The sequence below is a fragment of the Pseudomonas sp. NPDC087814 genome (genome assembly GCF_044742865.1).
In the GTDB taxonomy this organism is placed as follows: domain Bacteria; phylum Pseudomonadota; class Gammaproteobacteria; order Pseudomonadales; family Pseudomonadaceae; genus Aquipseudomonas.
Genome location: NZ_JBIUVK010000001.1, coordinates 202,798 through 221,592, shown reverse-complemented (window position 1 = coordinate 221,592; position 18,795 = coordinate 202,798). Strand labels below are relative to the sequence as shown.

General features: G+C 63.6%; 13 protein-coding genes. All 13 read left to right on the top strand.

The features are described 5' to 3' along the window. Positions 1-22: 22 nt before the first annotated feature. The 13 genes from ACIOMR_RS01025 to ACIOMR_RS00965 all read left to right on the top strand — a co-directional run bounded on the left by ACIOMR_RS01025 (position 23) and on the right by ACIOMR_RS00965 (position 18,786). A complete protein-coding gene (locus ACIOMR_RS01025; protein WP_401191707.1) occupies positions 23-976 on the top strand; it encodes a D-2-hydroxyacid dehydrogenase family protein in 954 nt (317 codons plus the stop codon). Between the two features lie 438 nt (positions 977-1,414). Beyond that, positions 1,415-2,974 carry a glycogen synthase GlgA gene (gene glgA, locus ACIOMR_RS01020; protein ID WP_087692372.1) on the top strand — a complete coding sequence of 520 codons (1,560 nt, stop codon included), beginning with the start codon at positions 1,415-1,417 and terminating at the stop codon, positions 2,972-2,974. A 16-nt stretch (positions 2,975-2,990) separates the two neighbouring features. Further along, complete coding sequence (treZ, locus tag ACIOMR_RS01015) at positions 2,991-4,742, top strand: malto-oligosyltrehalose trehalohydrolase (RefSeq protein WP_401191704.1); 1,752 nt, start codon at positions 2,991-2,993, stop codon at positions 4,740-4,742. Continuing rightward, on the top strand, positions 4,739-6,823 hold the full coding sequence (gene malQ, locus ACIOMR_RS01010; RefSeq protein ID WP_401191701.1) for a 4-alpha-glucanotransferase: 2,085 nt from the start codon (positions 4,739-4,741) through the stop codon (positions 6,821-6,823). Before treZ ends, malQ begins: the two co-directional genes overlap by 4 nt. Continuing rightward, a complete protein-coding gene (locus tag ACIOMR_RS01005; RefSeq protein WP_401191698.1) occupies positions 6,820-9,576 on the top strand; it encodes a malto-oligosyltrehalose synthase in 2,757 nt (918 codons plus the stop codon). Before malQ ends, ACIOMR_RS01005 begins: the two co-directional genes overlap by 4 nt. Before the next feature lie 23 nt (positions 9,577-9,599). Then, a complete protein-coding gene (locus ACIOMR_RS01000) occupies positions 9,600-9,866 on the top strand; it encodes a DUF2934 domain-containing protein (protein WP_003207537.1) in 267 nt (88 codons plus the stop codon). 123 nt (positions 9,867-9,989) lie between these two features. After that, the gene (glgX, locus tag ACIOMR_RS00995) at positions 9,990-12,149 is read left to right on the top strand and encodes a glycogen debranching protein GlgX (protein ID WP_003207536.1); all 2,160 of its coding nucleotides are present in this window, start codon (positions 9,990-9,992) and stop codon (positions 12,147-12,149) included. Position 12,150: 1 nt separating this feature from the next. Beyond that, positions 12,151-13,149 (top strand): acyl-CoA dehydrogenase family protein, encoded by a 999-nt coding sequence (locus ACIOMR_RS00990; RefSeq protein ID WP_134326429.1) that lies wholly within the window; start codon positions 12,151-12,153, stop codon positions 13,147-13,149. After that, entirely contained in the window at positions 13,146-13,904 is a 759-nt protein-coding gene (locus tag ACIOMR_RS00985; protein ID WP_177028191.1) for a PIG-L deacetylase family protein, read from the top strand. The genes ACIOMR_RS00990 and ACIOMR_RS00985 overlap by 4 nt, the downstream gene beginning before the upstream one ends. Then, positions 13,901-14,500 (top strand): SAM-dependent methyltransferase, encoded by a 600-nt coding sequence (locus tag ACIOMR_RS00980; RefSeq protein ID WP_003207530.1) that lies wholly within the window; start codon positions 13,901-13,903, stop codon positions 14,498-14,500. The genes ACIOMR_RS00985 and ACIOMR_RS00980 overlap by 4 nt, the downstream gene beginning before the upstream one ends. Next, the gene (locus ACIOMR_RS00975) at positions 14,497-15,156 is read left to right on the top strand and encodes a glycosyltransferase family 2 protein (RefSeq protein WP_003207526.1); all 660 of its coding nucleotides are present in this window, start codon (positions 14,497-14,499) and stop codon (positions 15,154-15,156) included. The genes ACIOMR_RS00980 and ACIOMR_RS00975 overlap by 4 nt, the downstream gene beginning before the upstream one ends. A gap of 187 nt (positions 15,157-15,343) precedes the next feature. After that, the gene (locus tag ACIOMR_RS00970; protein ID WP_087692380.1) at positions 15,344-16,105 is read left to right on the top strand and encodes a PIG-L deacetylase family protein; all 762 of its coding nucleotides are present in this window, start codon (positions 15,344-15,346) and stop codon (positions 16,103-16,105) included. A 95-nt stretch (positions 16,106-16,200) separates the two neighbouring features. Next, positions 16,201-18,786: an autotransporter outer membrane beta-barrel domain-containing protein gene (locus tag ACIOMR_RS00965; RefSeq protein WP_401191691.1), complete on the top strand. Its 2,586-nt coding sequence runs from the start codon at positions 16,201-16,203 to the stop codon at positions 18,784-18,786. The last annotated feature ends 9 nt before the right edge of the window (positions 18,787-18,795 follow it).

The window sequence follows — 18,795 nt, the reverse complement described above, 5'->3', positions numbered from 1 at the left end:
ACCTTTTTCGAGGCATGCGTGAATGTCGGTACAGATCGCAGTGATTGATGATTGGCAGAATGTGGCCAGTGGCGTGGTGGACTGGTCAGTCCTGGCGTCGGTCGGCCAGGTGCACTTCCTCCACGATTACCCGGCGGACACCGCCACGTTGATCGAGCGTTTGCAGGGGTTCGAGGTGATCTGCGTGATGCGCGAACGCACCACCTTCGACCAGTCTCTGTTGCAAGGCTTGCCCAGGCTCAAGTTGCTGGTGACCGGCGGCATGCGCAACGCCGCCATCGACATTCCTGCGGCCAAGGCCCTGGGTATCCAGGTAGGCGGCACTGACAGTTACAAGCACGCGGCCCCGGAACTGACCTGGGCACTGATCATGGCGTCTACCCGCAACCTGCTGGCCGAAGCCAATTCCCTGCGCGCCGGGGGTTGGCAAGTGGGCCTGGGCGGCGATTTGTACGGCAAGACCCTGGGGATTCTCGGGCTGGGCAGCATTGGCCAGAAGGTCGCCAAATTTGGCCAGGCCTTCGGCATGCGCGTGATTGCCTGGAGCGAAAACCTTACCCCAGAGCGCGCTGCCGAAAGCGGCGTGACCTGGGTCAGCAAGCGCGAGTTGTTTGAACAGGCGGACGTGTTGTCGATTCACCTGGTGCTCAGCGACCGCAGCCGCGGGCTGGTGGACGCCGAAGCGTTGGGCTGGATGAAACCTACGGCGCATCTGGTGAATACGGCACGCGGGCCGATTGTCGATGAGGCCGCCTTGATTGACGCCCTGGCCAATGGCCGGCTGGCGGGCGCGGCACTGGACGTGTACGCCCAGGAGCCGCTGCCAGCCGGGCATCCATTCCGCCAGTTGCCCAACGTATTGGCCACCCCTCATGTGGGGTACGTCAGCGAGCAGAACTACCGCCAGTTCTACCAGCAAATGATCGAAGACATCCAAGCCTGGGCCAAAGGAGTGCCCCTTCGCGCACTAAGCTAGTGCACACATTTCACCTCCCACTCCCCCCGTAGCAGCTGTCGAGCCCCAGCGAGGCTGCGTCGGGCGCACTGCCGATCCTGAACCGGAGCGCGCTCGACAGCTGCTACCGGGCTCATGAAAAAAATTTGTCCTACAAAAATACCCCACAGACCCCACAGGCTCTGGGATCTGTCCTAGACTCATGACCGATGGGTCCGATCCAAAACAAAAACCCCGCAAAAAATCGAAACTTTCCAACTCTGCCACAGGTCAGGTTTAAGGTAAGGCGAGTGCTGACGGTTCCCACCGAACGCCCGTCCATCCACTCTATTTAAGACTCCAGCACAACTGGCATAAGGCTTGCCAGTCTGTGTAGCGCTTGTGCGCCTGGCCGCAGGACGCGGTCAACCTTCGCTGATTGCCATATGCCATCAGCCGACCAGAACTCGGGAGAGAACTATGATCAGTGCCGCTGTAGATACTCAGGGAGAGCGTTTTAGTCAGCCGGTTGGCGGGCCGACCTCATTGGCCGACCTTCCCAACACGGTGCGGCCGGTCCCACGTGTGAATCCCAATCGCAAAAAAGTGCTGTTTGTCACTTCCGAACTGGCCGACCTGGTGAAAACCGGCGGCCTGGGCGACGTTTCCGCCGCACTGCCCCGCGCCATGGCGCACCTGCACGATGTGCGCGTGCTGATCCCCGGCTACCCGCAGGTGCTGGACAGCGACAACCCGATTCATATCATCGGTGAGCTGGGGGGCCACGCCGCGCTGCCACCGTGCAAGATCGGGCGCATGGACCTCAAGGACGGCCTGGTTATCTACGTGCTGATCTGCCCCGAGCTTTACGAGCGCGAAGGTACGCCCTACGGCGCCAACAACGGCCGCGACTGGCCCGACAACCATATCCGCTTCGCCCGCCTGGGCCTGGCCGCCGCCGATATTGCCGCCAACCTGGCGCAGATCCACTGGTGCCCGGACCTGGTGCACGCCCATGACTGGCCAGCAGGCCTGGCGCCAGCCTATATGCACTGGCGTGGGTCACGCACTCCAACGCTGTTCACCATTCATAACCTCGCCTACCAGGGCGTGGTCAGCCTGGCCTCGTGCCCGGAGCTGGGCATTCCCGAACACGCCTTGCAGCAAGAAGGCATGGAGTTCTACGGCAAGCTGTCATTCCTGAAGGCCGGAATGGCGTATTCCAGCCATATCACCACGGTCAGCGCCACCTACGCCCAGGAAATCACCACCCCCGAATTTGGCTGCGGTCTGGATGGCTTTCTCGCCAGCAAGACCCAGCAAGGCTTGCTCAGCGGCATTCCCAACGGCATTGATGAAAGCTGGGAGTCGTCCACCGACCCGCACCTGACCCACCCTTTCAACATTGGTGACTGGGAAGGCAAGGCACAGAACGCCGCCCATGTGCGCAACCTGTTTGGCTTGCACGACTCCACCGGCCCGCTGTTCGCCGTGGTATCGCGCCTGGTCTACCAGAAAGGCCTGGACCTGACCGAGGCGGTCGCCAGTTTCATCGTCGAAAATGGCGGCCAGATCGCGATCATCGGCCGTGGTGAGCCGGAAGAAGAACAAGCCATGCGTGCCCTGGCCCTGCGCTTTCCCGGCCAGATCGGCGTGCGCATCGGCTTCAACGAGACCGACGCGCGCCGCATGTTCGCCGGCAGCGACTTCCTGCTGATGCCGTCCCGTTATGAACCGTGCGGCCTGAGCCAGATGTATGCCCAGCGCTTCGGCTCGTTGCCGGTTGCACGCAACACCGGCGGCCTGGCCGACACCATCGAGGATGGCGTCACCGGCTTCCTGTTCAACGAATCCACTGTCGAAAGCTACGAAGCGGCCCTGAGCCGCGCATTCAAGGTCTTCGCCTTCCCAGGCTTGCTCAACGCCATGCGTTGCCGGGCTATGGCCGCACCGTTCAACTGGTGCCAGGCAGTGGAACCCTATGCCGAACTTTATGAGCAACTGGTAGCGAAAGCGCTGGGAAGATCGGGGAAACAGTAAAAAGAGGTCTTCATAGATGCCGTCACGGACTCTGGAAACCTGGCCCCACGGCGCGATCATGCTGGATGCGGAACACACCCGCTTCGCGTTATGGGCGCCAGACGCGTTTTATGTCAGCGTTGAATTTGAGGAAGGAAAATCGGTAGCGATGCTGCCCCAGGCCGATGGCTGGTTTGTGGTGCAGCTGCAATGCCCGCCGGGCACCCGCTACCGCTACAACATCGACGGCGAACAGGACGTTCCCGACCCGGCTTCCCGGGCACAGGCCACGGACGTTCACGGCTTCAGCGTGGTGGTCGACCCCCTGGCCTATCAGTGGCGCCAAAGCCACTGGCAAGGCCGGCCGTGGCACGAAGCGGTGATCTACGAGATACACGTGGGCGTACTGGGGGGCTACGCCGAGGTCGAGAAACAACTGCCGCGCCTCGCCGAACTGGGGGTCACCGCCATTGAGCTGATGCCCATCGCGCAATTCCCCGGCGAACGCAACTGGGGTTACGACGGTGTCCTGCCCTACGCTCCCCAATCCTCCTACGGTTCGCCCGAGCAGCTCAAACAGCTGATCGACAGTGCGCACCACTATGGCCTCGCGGTAATCCTCGATGTGGTCTACAACCACTTCGGCCCCGACGGCAACTACCTCGGCATCTACGCCAAGGGTTTCTTTCGCGAAGACGTGCACACGCCCTGGGGCGCGGGCATCGACTTTGATCGCCGGGAGGTCCGGGATTTCTTCATCGACAACGCCCTGATGTGGCTGCTGGAATACCGCTTCGACGGCCTGCGCCTGGACGCCGTGCACGCCATCAACGATCCCGAATTTCTGCAGGAGCTGGCGCAAAAAGTACGCCAGCAAGTCGACACGGGGCGGCATGTGTGGCTGGTGCTGGAAAACGAATTCAACCAGGCCAGCCTGCTGGAAAGCGGTTTCGACGCCCAGTGGAACGATGACGGCCACAACGCCCTGCACGTGCTGCTCACCGGCGAAACCGACGCCTACTACAGCGATTTCGCCCAGGACCCCACGGGAAAACTGGCGCGCTGCCTGAGCGAAGGATTTATCTACCAGGGCCACACCACGCGCCACGGCCACACGCGCGGCGAGCCCAGCGGGCACCTGCCGCCCAGCGCCTTTGTGCTGTTCCTGCAGAACCACGACCAGATCGGTAACCGCGCCCTGGGCGAACGCCTGCATCAACTGTGTTCGCCCCAGGCCCTGAGCGCCGCGACGACCTTGCTGCTGATGTCGCCGATGATCCCGCTGATGTTCATGGGCGATGAAGTCAACGCCGAGGAGCCGTTCCTGTTCTTCACCGACCATCACGGCGAACTGGCCGAGGCGGTACGTGAAGGCCGGCGCAATGAGTTTGCCGACTTCGCCGCGTTCAGCGACCCCGAACGCCGCGAACGCATTCCCGACCCCAACTCCCTGCAGACCTTTCGCCGCTCGGCACCCGCCCTCGCCGACTGCGGCGACTCGCAGCTCTACAGGCACCTGTTGAGCCTGCGCCACCAACATATCGTGCCGCACCTGCCCGGCAGCATGGCCCTGGGTGCGCACGTGCTGGCGGAGGGCGCGGTCACGGCGCGCTGGCGCCTGGGCAATGGCAGCCTGTTGCAGATCGACCTCAACCTGAGCGCCGATTCTCTGAACTACCCGGCTGCCGAGCACCTCCTATTTGTGACGCAGGCCAGCGGGGCCGAACAATTGGCTCCCCTCAGCGCCCGCGTCAGCCTCACCCATTCCCCTGTTGGAGAGCACCCTTGAGCGACGCGCAATTGGAAATACTCGCCAGCCGAGCGGGCCTGGCCGTCGATTGGATCGACGCGAATGGCCGCCCGCAACATGTAAAGCCCGACGCCCTGCGCGCCGTGCTCAAAGGCCTGGGCCACCCGGCCGACAGCGACGCCGAGATCGAAGCCAGCCTGCTGGACCTCGAACGCGTGCAACAAGACAAGCACCTGCCGCCCCTGATGACCGTCGACAGCGGCGCCGGCCTGGACCTGGCGCGCTACTTCGCCCCCGGTACGCCGTGCCAGATTCACCTCGAAGACTCCAGCGTGCTGGACCTGAGCCTGGACGAGAACGCGATATTGCCCGGCTCGATTCCGGTCGGCTACCAACAAGTGCATATTGCCGACCAGCATTTCACCCTGGCCGTGGCACCGACGCATTGCTACACCGTTGCAGAAGCGGTCGACACCCAGACCGCCCGCGCCTGGGGCCTGAGCGCCCAGCTGTATTCCCTGCGCCGCAGCGGCGACGGCGGCTTTGGCGATACCCAGGCCCTGGAACAACTGGCCCGCGCCGCCGCCGAACGCGGCGCCGACGCCCTGGCCATCAGCCCGATGCACGCGATGTTCAGCGCCGACACCGAGCGCTTCAGCCCCTATTCCCCGTCCAGCCGCCTGTTCCTCAACAGCTTGTACGCGTCCCCCGGCTGCATCCTCGGCGAACGTGCGGTGCAAACTGCCATCGAAGCCAGCGGGCTGGCCGACGAATTGTATGACCTTGAGCAACAAAGCCTGATCGACTGGCCGGCCGCGGCCAAAGCCAAGCAGCGCCTGTTGCGCACCCTGTATGACGACTTCCGCCAGGGCGACCACCCGCAACATGCCGACTTCCTGAGCTTCCGCCAGGCTGGCGGTGAAGCCCTGGAAAACCACTGCCGCTTCGAAGCCGTACAAGCCGAACGCGCTGCCAACGGCGAGAGCCTCGACTGGCGCCACTGGCCAGAGGACTGGCACCGCCCGCAAAGCCCGGCCCTGGTGCAGTTTGCCGAAGCCAATCGGGACGAAATCGGCTTTTACGCCTTCAGCCAATGGCTGATTGCCCGGTGCCTGGAACGCGCGCAACAAGCGGCGCGCGGCAGCGGCATGGGTGTCGGCCTGATCGCCGACCTCGCAGTGGGCGCCGACGGCGGCGGCAGCCAGGCCTGGAGCCGCCAGGATGAACTGTTGGCGGAACTGACCGTGGGTGCGCCACCTGACATCCTCAACCGTGCCGGCCAGGGCTGGGGTATTTCCGCGTTTTCCCCCGAAGGCCTCAAGCGCAACGGCTTTCGCGCGTTTATCGAAATGCTGCGGGCCAACTTCGCCCACGCCGGCGGCTTGCGCATCGACCATGTGATGGGCCTGCAACGCCTGTGGGTGATCCCGATGGACGCCTCGCCACGGGACGGCGCCTACCTGTATTACCCGGTGGATGACCTGCTGCGGCTGTTGGCTCTGGAGTCGAGCCGCCACCAGGCGATCGTCCTCGGTGAAGACCTCGGCACCGTACCCGACGGCCTGCGGGAAAAACTCATCGCGCGCTCGATCCTCGGCATGCGCGTGCTGCTGTTCGAACAAGACCACGGCGGCCAGTTCAAGCCGATCCTCGATTGGCCGGACAACGCGCTGGCCACCACCAGCACCCACGACCTGCCGACCCTCAACGGTTGGTGGCACAGCCGCGATATCGACTGGAATGTCCAGCTGGGCCTGATCGATGCACCCACCGTCGAGCAATGGAGCGAACACCGCCTGCGGGAACGCCAGGCGCTGCGCCAGGCCTTGAGCCAGGACCCGCAGAACTTCATCGACGAAGTGCGCAACGAAACCGACCACGTCATCGACGCCAGCGTGCGCTACCTGGGCCACACCCGCGCACCCTTGGTATTGCTGCCGCTGGAGGACGCCCTGGGGGTCGAGGAACAATCCAACCTGCCCGGCACCACCGACACCCACCCGAACTGGCGCCGCCGCCTGCCGGGCGATGCCGCCACCCTGCTCGATGATGACAATGCCGCCCGCCGCCTTGAGCTGCTGGCCGTGGCGCGCATCCAGGCCCAAGAGCGTGACCGATGAAAGCATTGACGCTTCGGGCTACCCAGCGCCTGCAATTTCATAAGGGCTTCACCCTCGACGACGCCGTGCCGCTGGTGCCGTACTTCGCCGAACTGGGCATCAGCCACCTCTACGCCTCGCCATTGCTGAGCGCCCGCGCCGGTTCGATGCACGGCTATGACGTGGTCGATCCCACCACCGTCAATCCCGAGCTGGGCGGCGAACCGGCGCTGCGGCGATTGGTTGCGGCGTTGCGCGAACATGACATGGGGCTGATCCTCGATATCGTGTCCAACCACATGGCGGTCGGCGGTGCCGATAATCTGTGGTGGCTGGACTTGCTGGAATGGGGTCGCCTGAGTCCCTACAGCGAATTCTTCGACATTCAATGGCACTCGCCAGACCCGCTGCTCAAGGGCCAACTGCTGATGCCGTTCCTTGGCAGCGACTACGGCGAAGCCCTGCAATCGGGTGCCCTGCCGCTGCGCTTCGACCCGCAGCACGGCAGCTTCTACGTCGAGCATTACGAACATCGCTTCCCGATCTGCCCGCGGGAATACGGCGAGCTGGTGCCCGTCAAGTCACTGGCCGATCGCTTCAGCAGCCTGGCCTACCAGCCGGACGCCTATCCCCAGGCCGCCGCGCTGAAACAGGAACTGATCGAGGCCGCCCGCGACCCCGAAACCCTGAAGGCCATCGAAGCGAACCTCGACCTCTACGACGCCCGCCATCCCGAAGGTTTCGCCCGCCTGCACCACCTGCTGGAACAACAAAGCTATCGCCTGGCCAGCTGGCGCACGGCAGCGGACGATATCAACTGGCGGCGGTTCTTCGACGTCAACGAGCTGGGCGGCCTGCGGGTTGAACGCAGCGCGGTGTTCGAAGCGACCCACGGCAAGATCTTCCAGCTGATCAGCGAAGGCCTGATCGACGGCCTGCGCATCGACCACATCGACGGCCTCGCCGACCCGCGCGGTTACTGCCGCAAGCTGCGCCGCCGGGTGGACTCGCTGGCGAGTGGGCGGCACTTGCCGATCTTCGTCGAGAAGATCCTCGGCGAAGGCGAAACCTTGCGTGAAGACTGGCGCGTGGACGGCACCACCGGCTACGAATTCATGAACCAGCTGTCATTGCTGCAACATGACCCGAAGGGCTTCGAACCCCTGGCCGAGTTATGGACCCGCCACACCGAACGCCCGTCTTCATTTATCGAAGAAGCCTGGCTGGCCCGGCAGCAGATCCTCAACGGTTCCCTGGCCGGGGATTTTGAAAGTGTGGCCCAGGCCCTGCTGCAAGTGGCTCGGGACGATGTGATGAGCCGCGACCTGACCCTGGGTGCAATTCGCCGCGCGTTGCAGGAATTGATCGTGCATTTCCCGGTGTACCGCACCTACATCAGTGCCCGGGGCCGCAGCGAACTGGATGACGTGTTTTTCCTGCAAGCCCTGGCCGGTGCCCGCAGCACCTTGAGCGAAGGCGACTGGCCGGTGCTCGACTACCTGGAAAAATGGCTCGGCGGCCAACCCTGGCGCGACCGCCCCCTGGGCCGCAAACGCAAGATGCTCAAGCACGCCTGCGTACGCTTCCAGCAACTGACCTCGCCGGCGGCGGCCAAGGCCGTGGAAGACACTGCGTTCTACCGCTCGGGTGTGTTGTTGTCGCGCAATGACGTGGGTTTCAGCACCGAACAATTCAGCGCCCCGCTGGAAGACTTCCACGCGGTCAACCAGCAACGACTGCGCACCTTCCCCGACAACCTGCTGGCCACCGCCACCCACGACCACAAGCGCGGCGAAGATACCCGTGCGCGCCTGGCCGTGCTCAGCGAGGCCGCCGACTGGTATGCCGAGCAGGTGGAGCAATGGCGCCCCCTCGCCGCCCGCCTGCGCAGCGATGCCAACACGCCGTCCGCGGGTGACGAACTGATCCTCTATCAGGTGCTGCTGGGCAGTTGGCCGCTGGACCTGCACCGCGACGATACCGAGGGCCTGGCGGACTATCACCAGCGCCTGTGGCAGTGGCAGCAGAAAGCCCTGCGTGAAGCCAAGCTCAACAGCAGCTGGAGCGCACCCAACGAGTTGTACGAGCAAGGTGTCGAAGCGTTCCTGTCACGGCTGCTGCTGGAGGACGCCGGCAAGACCCTGCGCGATGCCATCGGCGAGGCCGCCCAGGCCATCGCCCCGGCCGGCGCGCTCAACGGGCTGGCGCAATCCTTGCTTCGCCTCACCGTGCCGGGCGTGCCGGACCTGTACCAGGGCGATGAGTTCTGGGACTTCACATTGGTAGACCCTGACAACCGCCGCCCGGTGGACTACCCCGCACGGCAACAGGGGCTGCACACGCCGCCGGACATCGGCGAGCTGATGTTCAACTGGCATGACGGGCGTATAAAACAGGCGTTGATCAACCAGGTCCTGGGGTTGCGCAAGGCGCATCCGCAACTGTTTCGCCAGGGCACGTACGAGCCTCTGGAAGTGGTGGGCGAACACGCCGAGCGGGTGGTCGCTTTCTACCGCGAATACCAGGGCAAACAGCTGCTGGTGGTGGTGCCACGCTGGCCTCACCGGCTGCTTGAAAACGGTGTGTATCCCCTGATCAACGCGCAGATTTGGGGCGATACCCGGGTCCGATTACCGTTCGCCGCTCCAACCCAAAATTGGAAGGGACTTTTCCGAACAGGCGCAGTCACACCAAACAAGGAGCTCATGATCAGCGCTGCCCTGGGGGATTTCCCGGTCAATGTCTTTATCAATCCTGATGATCAAGAAAGCTGAAATTTTCTGTGAGGAGCATTGCGATGAGTACTGAAGACAAACGCATCCGCGAATTGGCACATCAGATCTGGGAATCTGAAGGTAAACCCCATGGCGAGGACGCACGACACTGGGAAATGGCGCGCAAACTGGCGGAAGCCGAAGCGCTGACGCCATCCAAGGCACCGAAGGCCGCCGCCAAGGCCAAGCCAAAAGCCAAGCCCGCAGCGGCAGCGCCCAAACCGGCAGCCAAGCCAAGCGCAGTGCCGGCGGCGAAGAAGCCTGCTGCGAAGAAGCCCAAGGCTCCCTGACCCAAAGATCCTCCTGCAGGTGCGCCCGCACCGCAGGAGGCTATCCAACTACCGATATCTACCCGGCATCACGCCGGAATGGCCCCGTTCGGCCCGGAAAAACCCTTTTGCAGGAGCATCTCAATGAGCAAACCCAACAAGCCCAACTCGACGCCGGAAAACGAGCCGTCGCGGATTCGTGAAGGTTTGCCCTTCCCTCTCGGCGCGACCTGGGACGGTCTGGGGGTCAACTTTGCGCTGTTCTCGGCCAACGCCACCAAAGTCGAACTGTGCATCTTCGACGACAGCGGCGAAGTCGAGCTGGAGCGCATCGAACTGCCGGAATACACCGACGAGACCTTCCACGGCTACCTGCCCGACGCCCACCCCGGGCTGATCTACGGCTACCGCGTGTACGGTCCCTATGACCCGGCCAATGGTCATCGCTTCAACCACAACAAATTGCTGATCGACCCCTACGCCAAACAGCTGGTGGGCGAGCTCAAATGGTCCGAGGCCCTGTTTGGCTACACCATCGGCCATCCGGACGCCGACCTCAGTTTCGACGAACGCGACAGCGCGCCCTTCGTGCCCAAGTGCAAAGTCATCGACCCGGCCCACACCTGGGGCAACGACCAGCCAGTGCGCACGCCGTGGGATCGCACGATCATTTATGAAACCCACCTGCGCGGCATCACCATGCGCCACCCTTCGGTGCCTGAGGAAGTGCGCGGCACCTGCGCCGGGCTGATGGTCGACGATGTGCTCAAGCACATTCGCCAGTTGGGTGTGTCATCGGTCGAGTTGCTGCCGGTGCACGCCTTCGTCAACGACCAGCACCTGCTGCAAAAAGGCATGACCAACTACTGGGGCTACAACAGCATCGCCTTCTTTGCTCCGGACCCGCGCTACCTGGCCAGCGGCAAGATCGCCGAGTTCAAGGAAATGGTCGCGCACCTGCACGAAGCCAAGCTGGAAGTGATCCTGGACGTGGTCTACAACCACACCGCCGAAGGCAACGAGCAAGGCCCGACGCTGTCCATGCGCGGCATCGACAACGCCTCGTACTACCGCCTGATGCCCGATGACAAGCGCTTCTACATCAACGATTCCGGCACCGGCAACACCCTCGACCTGAGCCACCCGTGCGTGCTGCAAATGGTCACCGACTCGTTGCGCTACTGGGCGACCGAGATGCATGTCGACGGTTTCCGCTTTGACCTGGCGACCATCCTTGGCCGCTACCGCGACGGTTTCGACGAGCGCCACAGCTTCCTCGTGGCCTGCCGCCAGGACCCGGTGCTGCGCCAGGTGAAAATGATTGCCGAGCCGTGGGACTGTGGCCCCGGCGGCTATCAGGTCGGCGGTTTCCCGCCGGGCTGGGTGGAATGGAACGACCGTTTCCGCGACACCGTGCGCTCGTTCTGGAAAGGTGACGACGGCCAACTGGCCGACTTCGCCGGACGCATGACCGCCTCGGGCGAGATGTTCAACCAGCGCGGCCGCCGGCCGTACAGCTCGGTGAACTTCATCACCGCCCACGACGGTTTCACCCTGCACGACCTGGTGTCCTACAACGACAAACACAACGAAGCCAACGACGAGAACAACCAGGACGGCAGCAACAACAACCTGTCGTGGAACCACGGTGTCGAAGGCCCTACCGACGACCCGGAAATCAACGCGCTGCGCCTGCGCCAGATGCGCAATTTCTTCGCCACCCTGCTGCTGGCCCAGGGCACGCCAATGCTGGTAGCCGGTGACGAGTTCGCCCGGACCCAGCACGGCAACAACAACGCCTACTGCCAGGACAGCGAGATCGGCTGGATCAATTGGGAACTGGATGAAGACGGCAAGGCCCTGCTCAAGTTCGTCAAGCGCCTGATCAAGTTGCGCCTGGCGTACCCGATCCTGCGTCGCGGGCGCTTCCTGGTGGGCGACTACAACGAAGATATCGGGGTCAAGGACGTCACCTGGCTCGCGCCGAGCGGCGATGAAATGACCATCGAGCAATGGCAGGACAGCCATGGCCGTTGCCTGGGCATGCTGATGGATGGCCGCGCCCAGGAAACCGGGATTCGCCGCCCGGGGGCCGATGCCACGTTGTTGCTGGTGGTCAATGCACACCACGACATGGTCAATTTCCGCCTGCCACCGGTGCCGGATGGCGGCTTCTGGACCTGCATGCTCGACACCAACCAGCCGGCAGTGCGTGGCCAGGAACGCTTCGATTTCGATCACGAATACGCGGTCACCGGGCGTTCGCTGCTGCTGTTTGAATTGCAGCATGAGGACGAGGTGTGACATGGCCTTGCATGAGTTTCTTCGCGGCTACCGGGATTACCCGGACACCCAGGCCCTTGGCGCTGCGCTGAGGGCTTTGGTGGAGGAAGGCCTGGACCAGTTGCCCTTGCCGGGCAGCGGACAAACGTTGGAACGCTTCAGCCGGCTGGCGCAAGTCGCCGGCCATGACCTGCGGTTGTGCAAGTTGTTTGAAGGCCACACGGACGCCCTGGCGATCATCGCTGAACTCGACAGCCCCTTGCCGCCGGTTGGCAGCACGTGGGGCATGTGGGCGGCCGAGCCGCCCACCGCCAAGGTGCGGATCCGGCGTGACGGCCAACGTGTGCGGCTGGAGGGCCGCAAGGCCTGGTGCTCGGGCGCGGCGGTGGTCAGCCACGGGTTGCTCACGGCGTGGGATGAAGAGGATCGCCAGCAACTGGTTGCAGTGCAAATGCACCAGCCCGGCGTAACCGTCACCGATGAGGGCTGGGCCGCCGTGGGCATGGCCGCTACGGGCAGTGTTGAAGTGCTTTTCCAGGACGCCGTTGGCCTGGCCATCGGCAAGCCTGGGGACTATTTGGCGCGCCCGGGCTTCTGGCAAGGCGGCATCGGCATCGCCGCCTGCTGGTACGGCGCGGCACAACGCCTGGCGGAGGCCTTGCGCGAGCAGTGCGCAAAACGCCCGGAGCCTCACGCCCTGGCGCACCTTGGCAGCGTCGACAGTGCCTTGCACAGCGCGGCCTGCGTGCTGCGCGACAGCGCCACCCATATCGACCGGCAGCCCAAGGCAGATGCCCGGCTGTTGGCACAACAGGCACGGGCCTGTATCGAAGAAACCGTCGACCAGGTGATTCACCATGTCGGCCGAGCACTGGGCGCAGGGCCGTATTGCAAGGACCCGCATTTTGCCCAGTTGATGGCCGACTTGCCGGTGTACCTGCGGCAAAGTCACGCCGAGCGCGACCTGGCCGCCCTTGGTCAACAAGTCGCCGATGAGCGCCCAGGGAGATGGGAACTATGAAGATCAATCCAATCGTCGGCCAGGGCACGCCCTTGCATGTGTGGCAAAGCTCGTCGCGACTGGCCGAGCTGCCTTGCGTAGACATTGCCGAACTGGTGCCTGAAGGCAGCCGCGCAGTGATCATCGCGCCACACCCGGATGACGAAGTCCTGGGCTGCGGCGGCCTGTTGCAAGGCCTTGCCGCGCTGGATCGCCCTATCCTGCTGATCTCCGTCACCGACGGCAGCGCCAGTCATCCCGGCTCGCGCCGCTGGCCGGTGGAACGCCTGAGCGTGGTGCGGCCGCAAGAGTCGGCGCAGGCCCTGCACCGGCTGGGATTGCCGTTGCACAGCCTGAAATGGTTGCGGGCCGGGTTCAGCGACAGCCAGGTCGCCGCAGGTGAAGAAGACCTGAGCCGCTTTATCGAGCGTTACCTCAAGCCCGGCGACGTGGTCTTCACCACCTGGCGCGAAGACGGCCATTGCGACCACGAGGCTGTGGGCCGTGCCAGTGCCAAGGCGACCCGGGCGGTGGGCGCAACCTTGCTGGAGTTGCCCGTTTGGACCTGGCATTGGGCAACCCCGGAAGACAGCCAGGTGCCTTGGGATCGCGCTCGTAAAATTCTCCTGACACCTGAAGCCGTGGCCCGTAAACGGCACGCCATCCATGCCTTCGCCAGCCAGTTGGAAGGCGACCCGCAGATCGGCCTGCCGCCGGTGCTCGCGCCCTATGTGCTGGAGCGCCTGCTGCAACCTTTTGAAGTGGTGTTCGTATGAGTGTCGCCACGCCTTATTTCGACGAGCTGTTTGCCGGCAACGACGACCCTTGGGCCTTTCGGCAACGCTGGTATGAACAGCGCAAGCGGGCCCTGACCCTGGCGCTGCTGACCCGGCCGCGCTATGCCTCGATCTTTGAACCCGGCTGCGCCAACGGCGAGCTGAGCTTCGAGCTGGCCCCGCGCTGTGACCGCCTGCTCTGCTGTGACACGGCGCTAGCGGCGGTCAGCCTGGCACAGGCGCGGCTGCGGGGTTTCAGCCATGCCACCGTGCAGCAGAGCCGCCTGCCGCAGCAATGGCCCAGCGAAACCTTCGAGCTGATCGTGCTCAGCGAGCTTTGCTACTACCTGGACCCGAAGGATTTCGATGGGCTGATCGATCGCGCCCTCGCCTCCCTGACGCCTGATGGACAAATCCTCGCCTGCCACTGGCGCCCGATCATCGAAGGCTGCCCGCAGACCGCCGAACAGGTGCATGCGCGCCTCGGCCAGCGCCTGGGCATGCCACATCTGGCGCAGCATCACGAAAGCGATTTTCTACTGGATTTGTGGAGCCGCGACGGCACCACGGTTGCGACCCTGGAGGGACTGCGATGATCGGCATCCTGATACCCGTGCATAACGAAGAAAAACTGCTGCCCGAATGCCTGAAAGCTGCGATGGTCGCCGCCAGTCATCCGGGCCTGCTGGGTGAAGAGGTGCAGATTCTGACAGTGCTCGACAGCTGCAGCGACCGCAGCGCCATGATCGCCCGCGAATACCAGGTGCACAGCCTGGAAGTGCAGGCGCGAAACGTGGGCCACGTGCGCGGCGTGGGTGCGCGGCACCTGCTTAACAACGGCGCGCGCTGGATTTCCTGCACCGACGCCGACAGCCGCGTCGCTCCCGATTGGCTGGTGGCGCAACTGGCCCTGGGCGTGGATGCGGTGTGCGGCACGGTGACGGTGGACGCCTGGAGCGAGGGCTTCGACCCGGCGGCGCAGATCCGCTATCACCAGGCCTACACCGCCCGGGACGGGCATCGGCATATCCACGGCGCCAACCTGGGCGTCAGTGCCGGCGCCTACGTGCGGGCCGGCGGTTTCGAGCCCCTGCCCTGCCATGAAGACGTGGAGCTGGTGCGCCAGTTGGAGCGCTGCGGGGCTTCCATTGCCTGGAGCCACTCGCCCCAGGTGATTACCAGTGCCCGCCTGGATTGTCGCGCCCAGGGCGGCTTCGGTGATTACCTGAAGAGCCTGATGCAGGCCTCCTGAAAAAATTGCGACACCCGGCGGTGTTAAAGCGGCAATTCATAACTATCATCACTGTTCCTTGCACGGCAATCCAGGGTTGGAACGCCGTCGCGCCGCGAGCGTGCAGTACCTGACGCTCGCGTACCACAAGAGCCGTCCCGTCAACGGGGTACGGCCTGCACCACCGATAAACAAGGACGTGACACCCATGAAGCCTGCACTGTTAAGTGACAACCGCCGGGGCCCCGCGCAAATCTGGAACAGCGCCCCGCAACTCGCGCAAATCCCTGCCATCAACCCCGCAACCCTGGTGCCCAAGGGCGCCCGCGTGGTGATCATCGCCCCGCATCCCGGCGATGAAGTGATCGCCTGCGGCGGTCTGCTGCAATTGCTCAGCACCCTTGAATACTCCCTGCAACTGATCTCCATCACCGACGGCAGCGCCAGCCATCCGGGGTCTACCGTGTGGCCGGCCAAACGCTTGAGCGTGGTGCGGCCCCAGGAAAGTGTCGAAGCCCTGCGCCGCCTGGGCGTGCCCCTGCACAGCCTGAAATGGATCCGCGGCGGTTTCGCCGACAACGCCCTGGCCGCGCGGGAACAGCAAATGAGCCAGTTCATTGCGCGCTACCTGCAACCCGGCGACGTGGTGTTCACCACCTGGCGCAACGACGGCAATGACGACCACGACGCCGTCGGCCGTGCCGCTGCCAAAGCCTGCGCAGTCAAGGGCGTGCGCTTGCACGAACTGCCGATCTGGGCGTGGCACTGGCCGCTTCGGGAAACCGCCGCCATCCCCTGGCAGCGCGCGCGCAAGGTGCGGCTCGACACCTGGAGCGTCGCCCGCAAGCTGCACGCCGCCCACGCCTATGCCAGCCAACTGGCAGGCGACCCGGAAATCGGCCTGGCGCCGATCTTGGCGCAGGTGCTGCTGGAGCGCATGCGCGAGCCCTATGAGATTGTATTTTTGTAGGCGCACCCACTCGTCTATACCTGTAACTTCTGACAGTAGCGAACGCTCTTTCTGTGTGGCTAGCTTGGAACACCGGCTTGCAGGGAGGGCGAATCATGAGCACGCGGTTTTCATCAGTGACGTATCTGAGCGTCTGCAGCGTGACGACGCTGTTGCTCAATTGGCCTCTCCCCGCGCAGGCAGCCTGTACGTTGATCATAACCGCAGGTAACGACACCACCCTGTGCAGCGATGGCAGTGCTGGCGCGCTGACGGATTTACAAGGAAGCAACATCCTTGAGTTCCCCGTCGGCGGCACCGGCATCATCGTCGGCAACGTGACTTATGGCGCGGGAGATGATCGGGTCACGATGGATTCCGGCGCGATCAACGGTGCGATCAATCAAGGTGACGGAAGAAATATTTTCCAGCTGTTCAATGGCAATATCTCCGGCACGGTGACGCAAGGCGCGGGCGGTGATATTGCGCAAATCAGCGGCGGCAGCTCCGGTGCAATCTCCCAGGGTGACGGGGTAGACCAGTACTTCCAGAGCGGTGGCACCGTCGCCTCACTGGCTCAGGGCGACGGCCGTGACGAGTTCACCATGAGCAGTGGCAGGATTGTCGGTGCTTTTGAAGATGGAGATGTAGCGCTGATGACCGGTGGCAGCATCGGGCGGGTCGACATGAAGCTCGACAACAACCTGTTTGACCTGCGGGGTGGAGCGATCATCGGCAACCTCGTTACTGGCTTCGGAAACGACACCATCCTGGTTTCCGGAGGAACGGTTGGTGGCAACATCAGCGTCAGCGGCGGCGACGACATCATCAACGTCAGCGGAGGGGAAATAAGTGGGCAGATCCTCGCCAGCTTTGGCAACGATGAGTTCACTTGGGAAGGCGGCGGTCTGATCCATAAGGAAATCCTCATGGGTGATGGCGCTGACAGGGGTTTCCTGCTCAACCTGACCGAAACCACCCTGGCCTCCACACCACTTCTGGATGGTGGTTTGGGTAACGACACCCTGACCTTCGACAACACCCGATCCGCCACGCCAACCCGCTATGTCAACTGGGAAACCGTCAACCTGGACAACAATTCGCGCCTGACCCTGGGCGGCGACTTCAAGCTCGGTGACAGCGCTACAGCCACCGGTACCCTGAATATTTTTGGCAGTGCCGCCCTGCAGGTAACACAGGGCAGCATCAGCCCCTTCGCGGCCGGGCAACCAGCCAACCTGAACAACGGCGGCCTGATCGACATGACCACCGGCAGTTCCAGCGCCACCGACAGCCTGACCGTCAACGGCAACTACACCGGCAATGGTGGCGAACTCGCGCTGCAATCGGTACTCGGCGCCGACGGCTCGGCCAGTGACAAGCTGGTAGTCAGCCAGGGCACGCTGCAAGGCGGCACTACCATCACCGTCACCAACCTTGCCGGCCCCGGCGCCATGACGCTGCAGAACGGCATCCAGGTGGTTGAAGCGCTTAACGGTGCCACGAGCAGCGACCTGGCGTTTACCCTGCGCGGTGGATCCGTTTCCGCAGGCGCCTATGAGTACTACCTGTTCAAAGGAGGCGTAACGCCGGGCACCGGGCAAAACTGGTTCCTGCGGTCCTCGGTGGTGGCGCCGCCGCTGCCCAACCCTGAGGATCCTGACGACCCAGTGGGCATTCTCCCCCCCGTCCCCGCCGATGGCACGCCGGACCTCCCGGGGATTTTCCCGGGAGAAGAACCCATACCCATCTATCGCCCGGAAGTCCCGGTATATGCCGTGTTGTTTCCCGCCGTGCAGCAGATGGTCCAGGGCATGCTGGGCACCTACCACGAACGCACGGGCGATCAAAGCCTGCAACGTCAACCTGGCGCTTTAGCGGCCGGTTGGGGCCGGGTGTATGGCAGCAGCACGCGGCAATCATTCGCCGGCACCGTCAGCCCGTCGCTGGACAGCTCCCTGTCCGGTTTCCAGGTTGGCACTGACCTGTATGCCTGGACCAACGACGCTGGCCTGACTCAACGCTTCGGCTTCTTTGTCGGCCACAGCCGCCTGACCGGCAATGTGGCGGGCTTCAATGGCGGTTTTCAGGGCAAGGACGCCGGCAACACCACCCTGCGCGGCGACAGCCTGGGCGCGTATTGGACGCTCATCGGCGCCAACCGCGCCTATATCGATGTCGTGCTGATGGGTACACGGTTCGATGGCCACAGTGAATCCGACCGAGGCGTCAAACTCCCAACCAAGGGCCACAACGTGCTGGGGTCTGTGGAGGTGGGAATGCCGTTTGCGGTGTCTGAACAGTGGGAGGTTGAGCCGCAGGCCCAGGTGATTGTCGATAGAAGCTATGTGGACAGCCAGAACGACGGAATCTCGGATGTCTCATTCCGCGCCGACACTAACGTCGTCACCCGTCTCGGTGTCCGCCTCAAGGGCAGCTACAGCGTGAGCGGCGTGCCCCTGCAGCCTTACGTGCGTACCAACGTGTGGCACGCCAGCGCCGGGAATAACACCGTCACGTTCAATGACAGCACGGACATCAGCACCGAACAGAAGTCCACCACGCTGGACGTCAGCACCGGGGCAACGCTGCAGGTATCGAGTACGGTCAGTGTGTATGGCGAGGTGGGGTACAACAGCAATCTGGACAGTAATCAGCTGAATGGGCGCAAAGGCACGATTGGCATAAGGGTAGACTTCTAAGCCACAACA

Coding starts and splice junctions, on each gene's coding strand:
- ACIOMR_RS01025 (WP_401191707.1), top strand. CDS start 23: ATGTCGGTACAGATCGCAGTGATTGATGATTGGCAGAATGTGGCCAGT.
- glgA (WP_087692372.1), top strand. CDS start 1,415: ATGATCAGTGCCGCTGTAGATACTCAGGGAGAGCGTTTTAGTCAGCCG.
- treZ (WP_401191704.1), top strand. CDS start 2,991: ATGCCGTCACGGACTCTGGAAACCTGGCCCCACGGCGCGATCATGCTG.
- ACIOMR_RS01005 (WP_401191698.1), top strand. CDS start 6,820: ATGAAAGCATTGACGCTTCGGGCTACCCAGCGCCTGCAATTTCATAAG.
- ACIOMR_RS01000 (WP_003207537.1), top strand. CDS start 9,600: ATGAGTACTGAAGACAAACGCATCCGCGAATTGGCACATCAGATCTGG.
- glgX (WP_003207536.1), top strand. CDS start 9,990: ATGAGCAAACCCAACAAGCCCAACTCGACGCCGGAAAACGAGCCGTCG.
- ACIOMR_RS00990 (WP_134326429.1), top strand. CDS start 12,151: ATGGCCTTGCATGAGTTTCTTCGCGGCTACCGGGATTACCCGGACACC.
- ACIOMR_RS00985 (WP_177028191.1), top strand. CDS start 13,146: ATGAAGATCAATCCAATCGTCGGCCAGGGCACGCCCTTGCATGTGTGG.
- ACIOMR_RS00980 (WP_003207530.1), top strand. CDS start 13,901: ATGAGTGTCGCCACGCCTTATTTCGACGAGCTGTTTGCCGGCAACGAC.
- ACIOMR_RS00975 (WP_003207526.1), top strand. CDS start 14,497: ATGATCGGCATCCTGATACCCGTGCATAACGAAGAAAAACTGCTGCCC.
- ACIOMR_RS00970 (WP_087692380.1), top strand. CDS start 15,344: ATGAAGCCTGCACTGTTAAGTGACAACCGCCGGGGCCCCGCGCAAATC.
- ACIOMR_RS00965 (WP_401191691.1), top strand. CDS start 16,201: ATGAGCACGCGGTTTTCATCAGTGACGTATCTGAGCGTCTGCAGCGTG.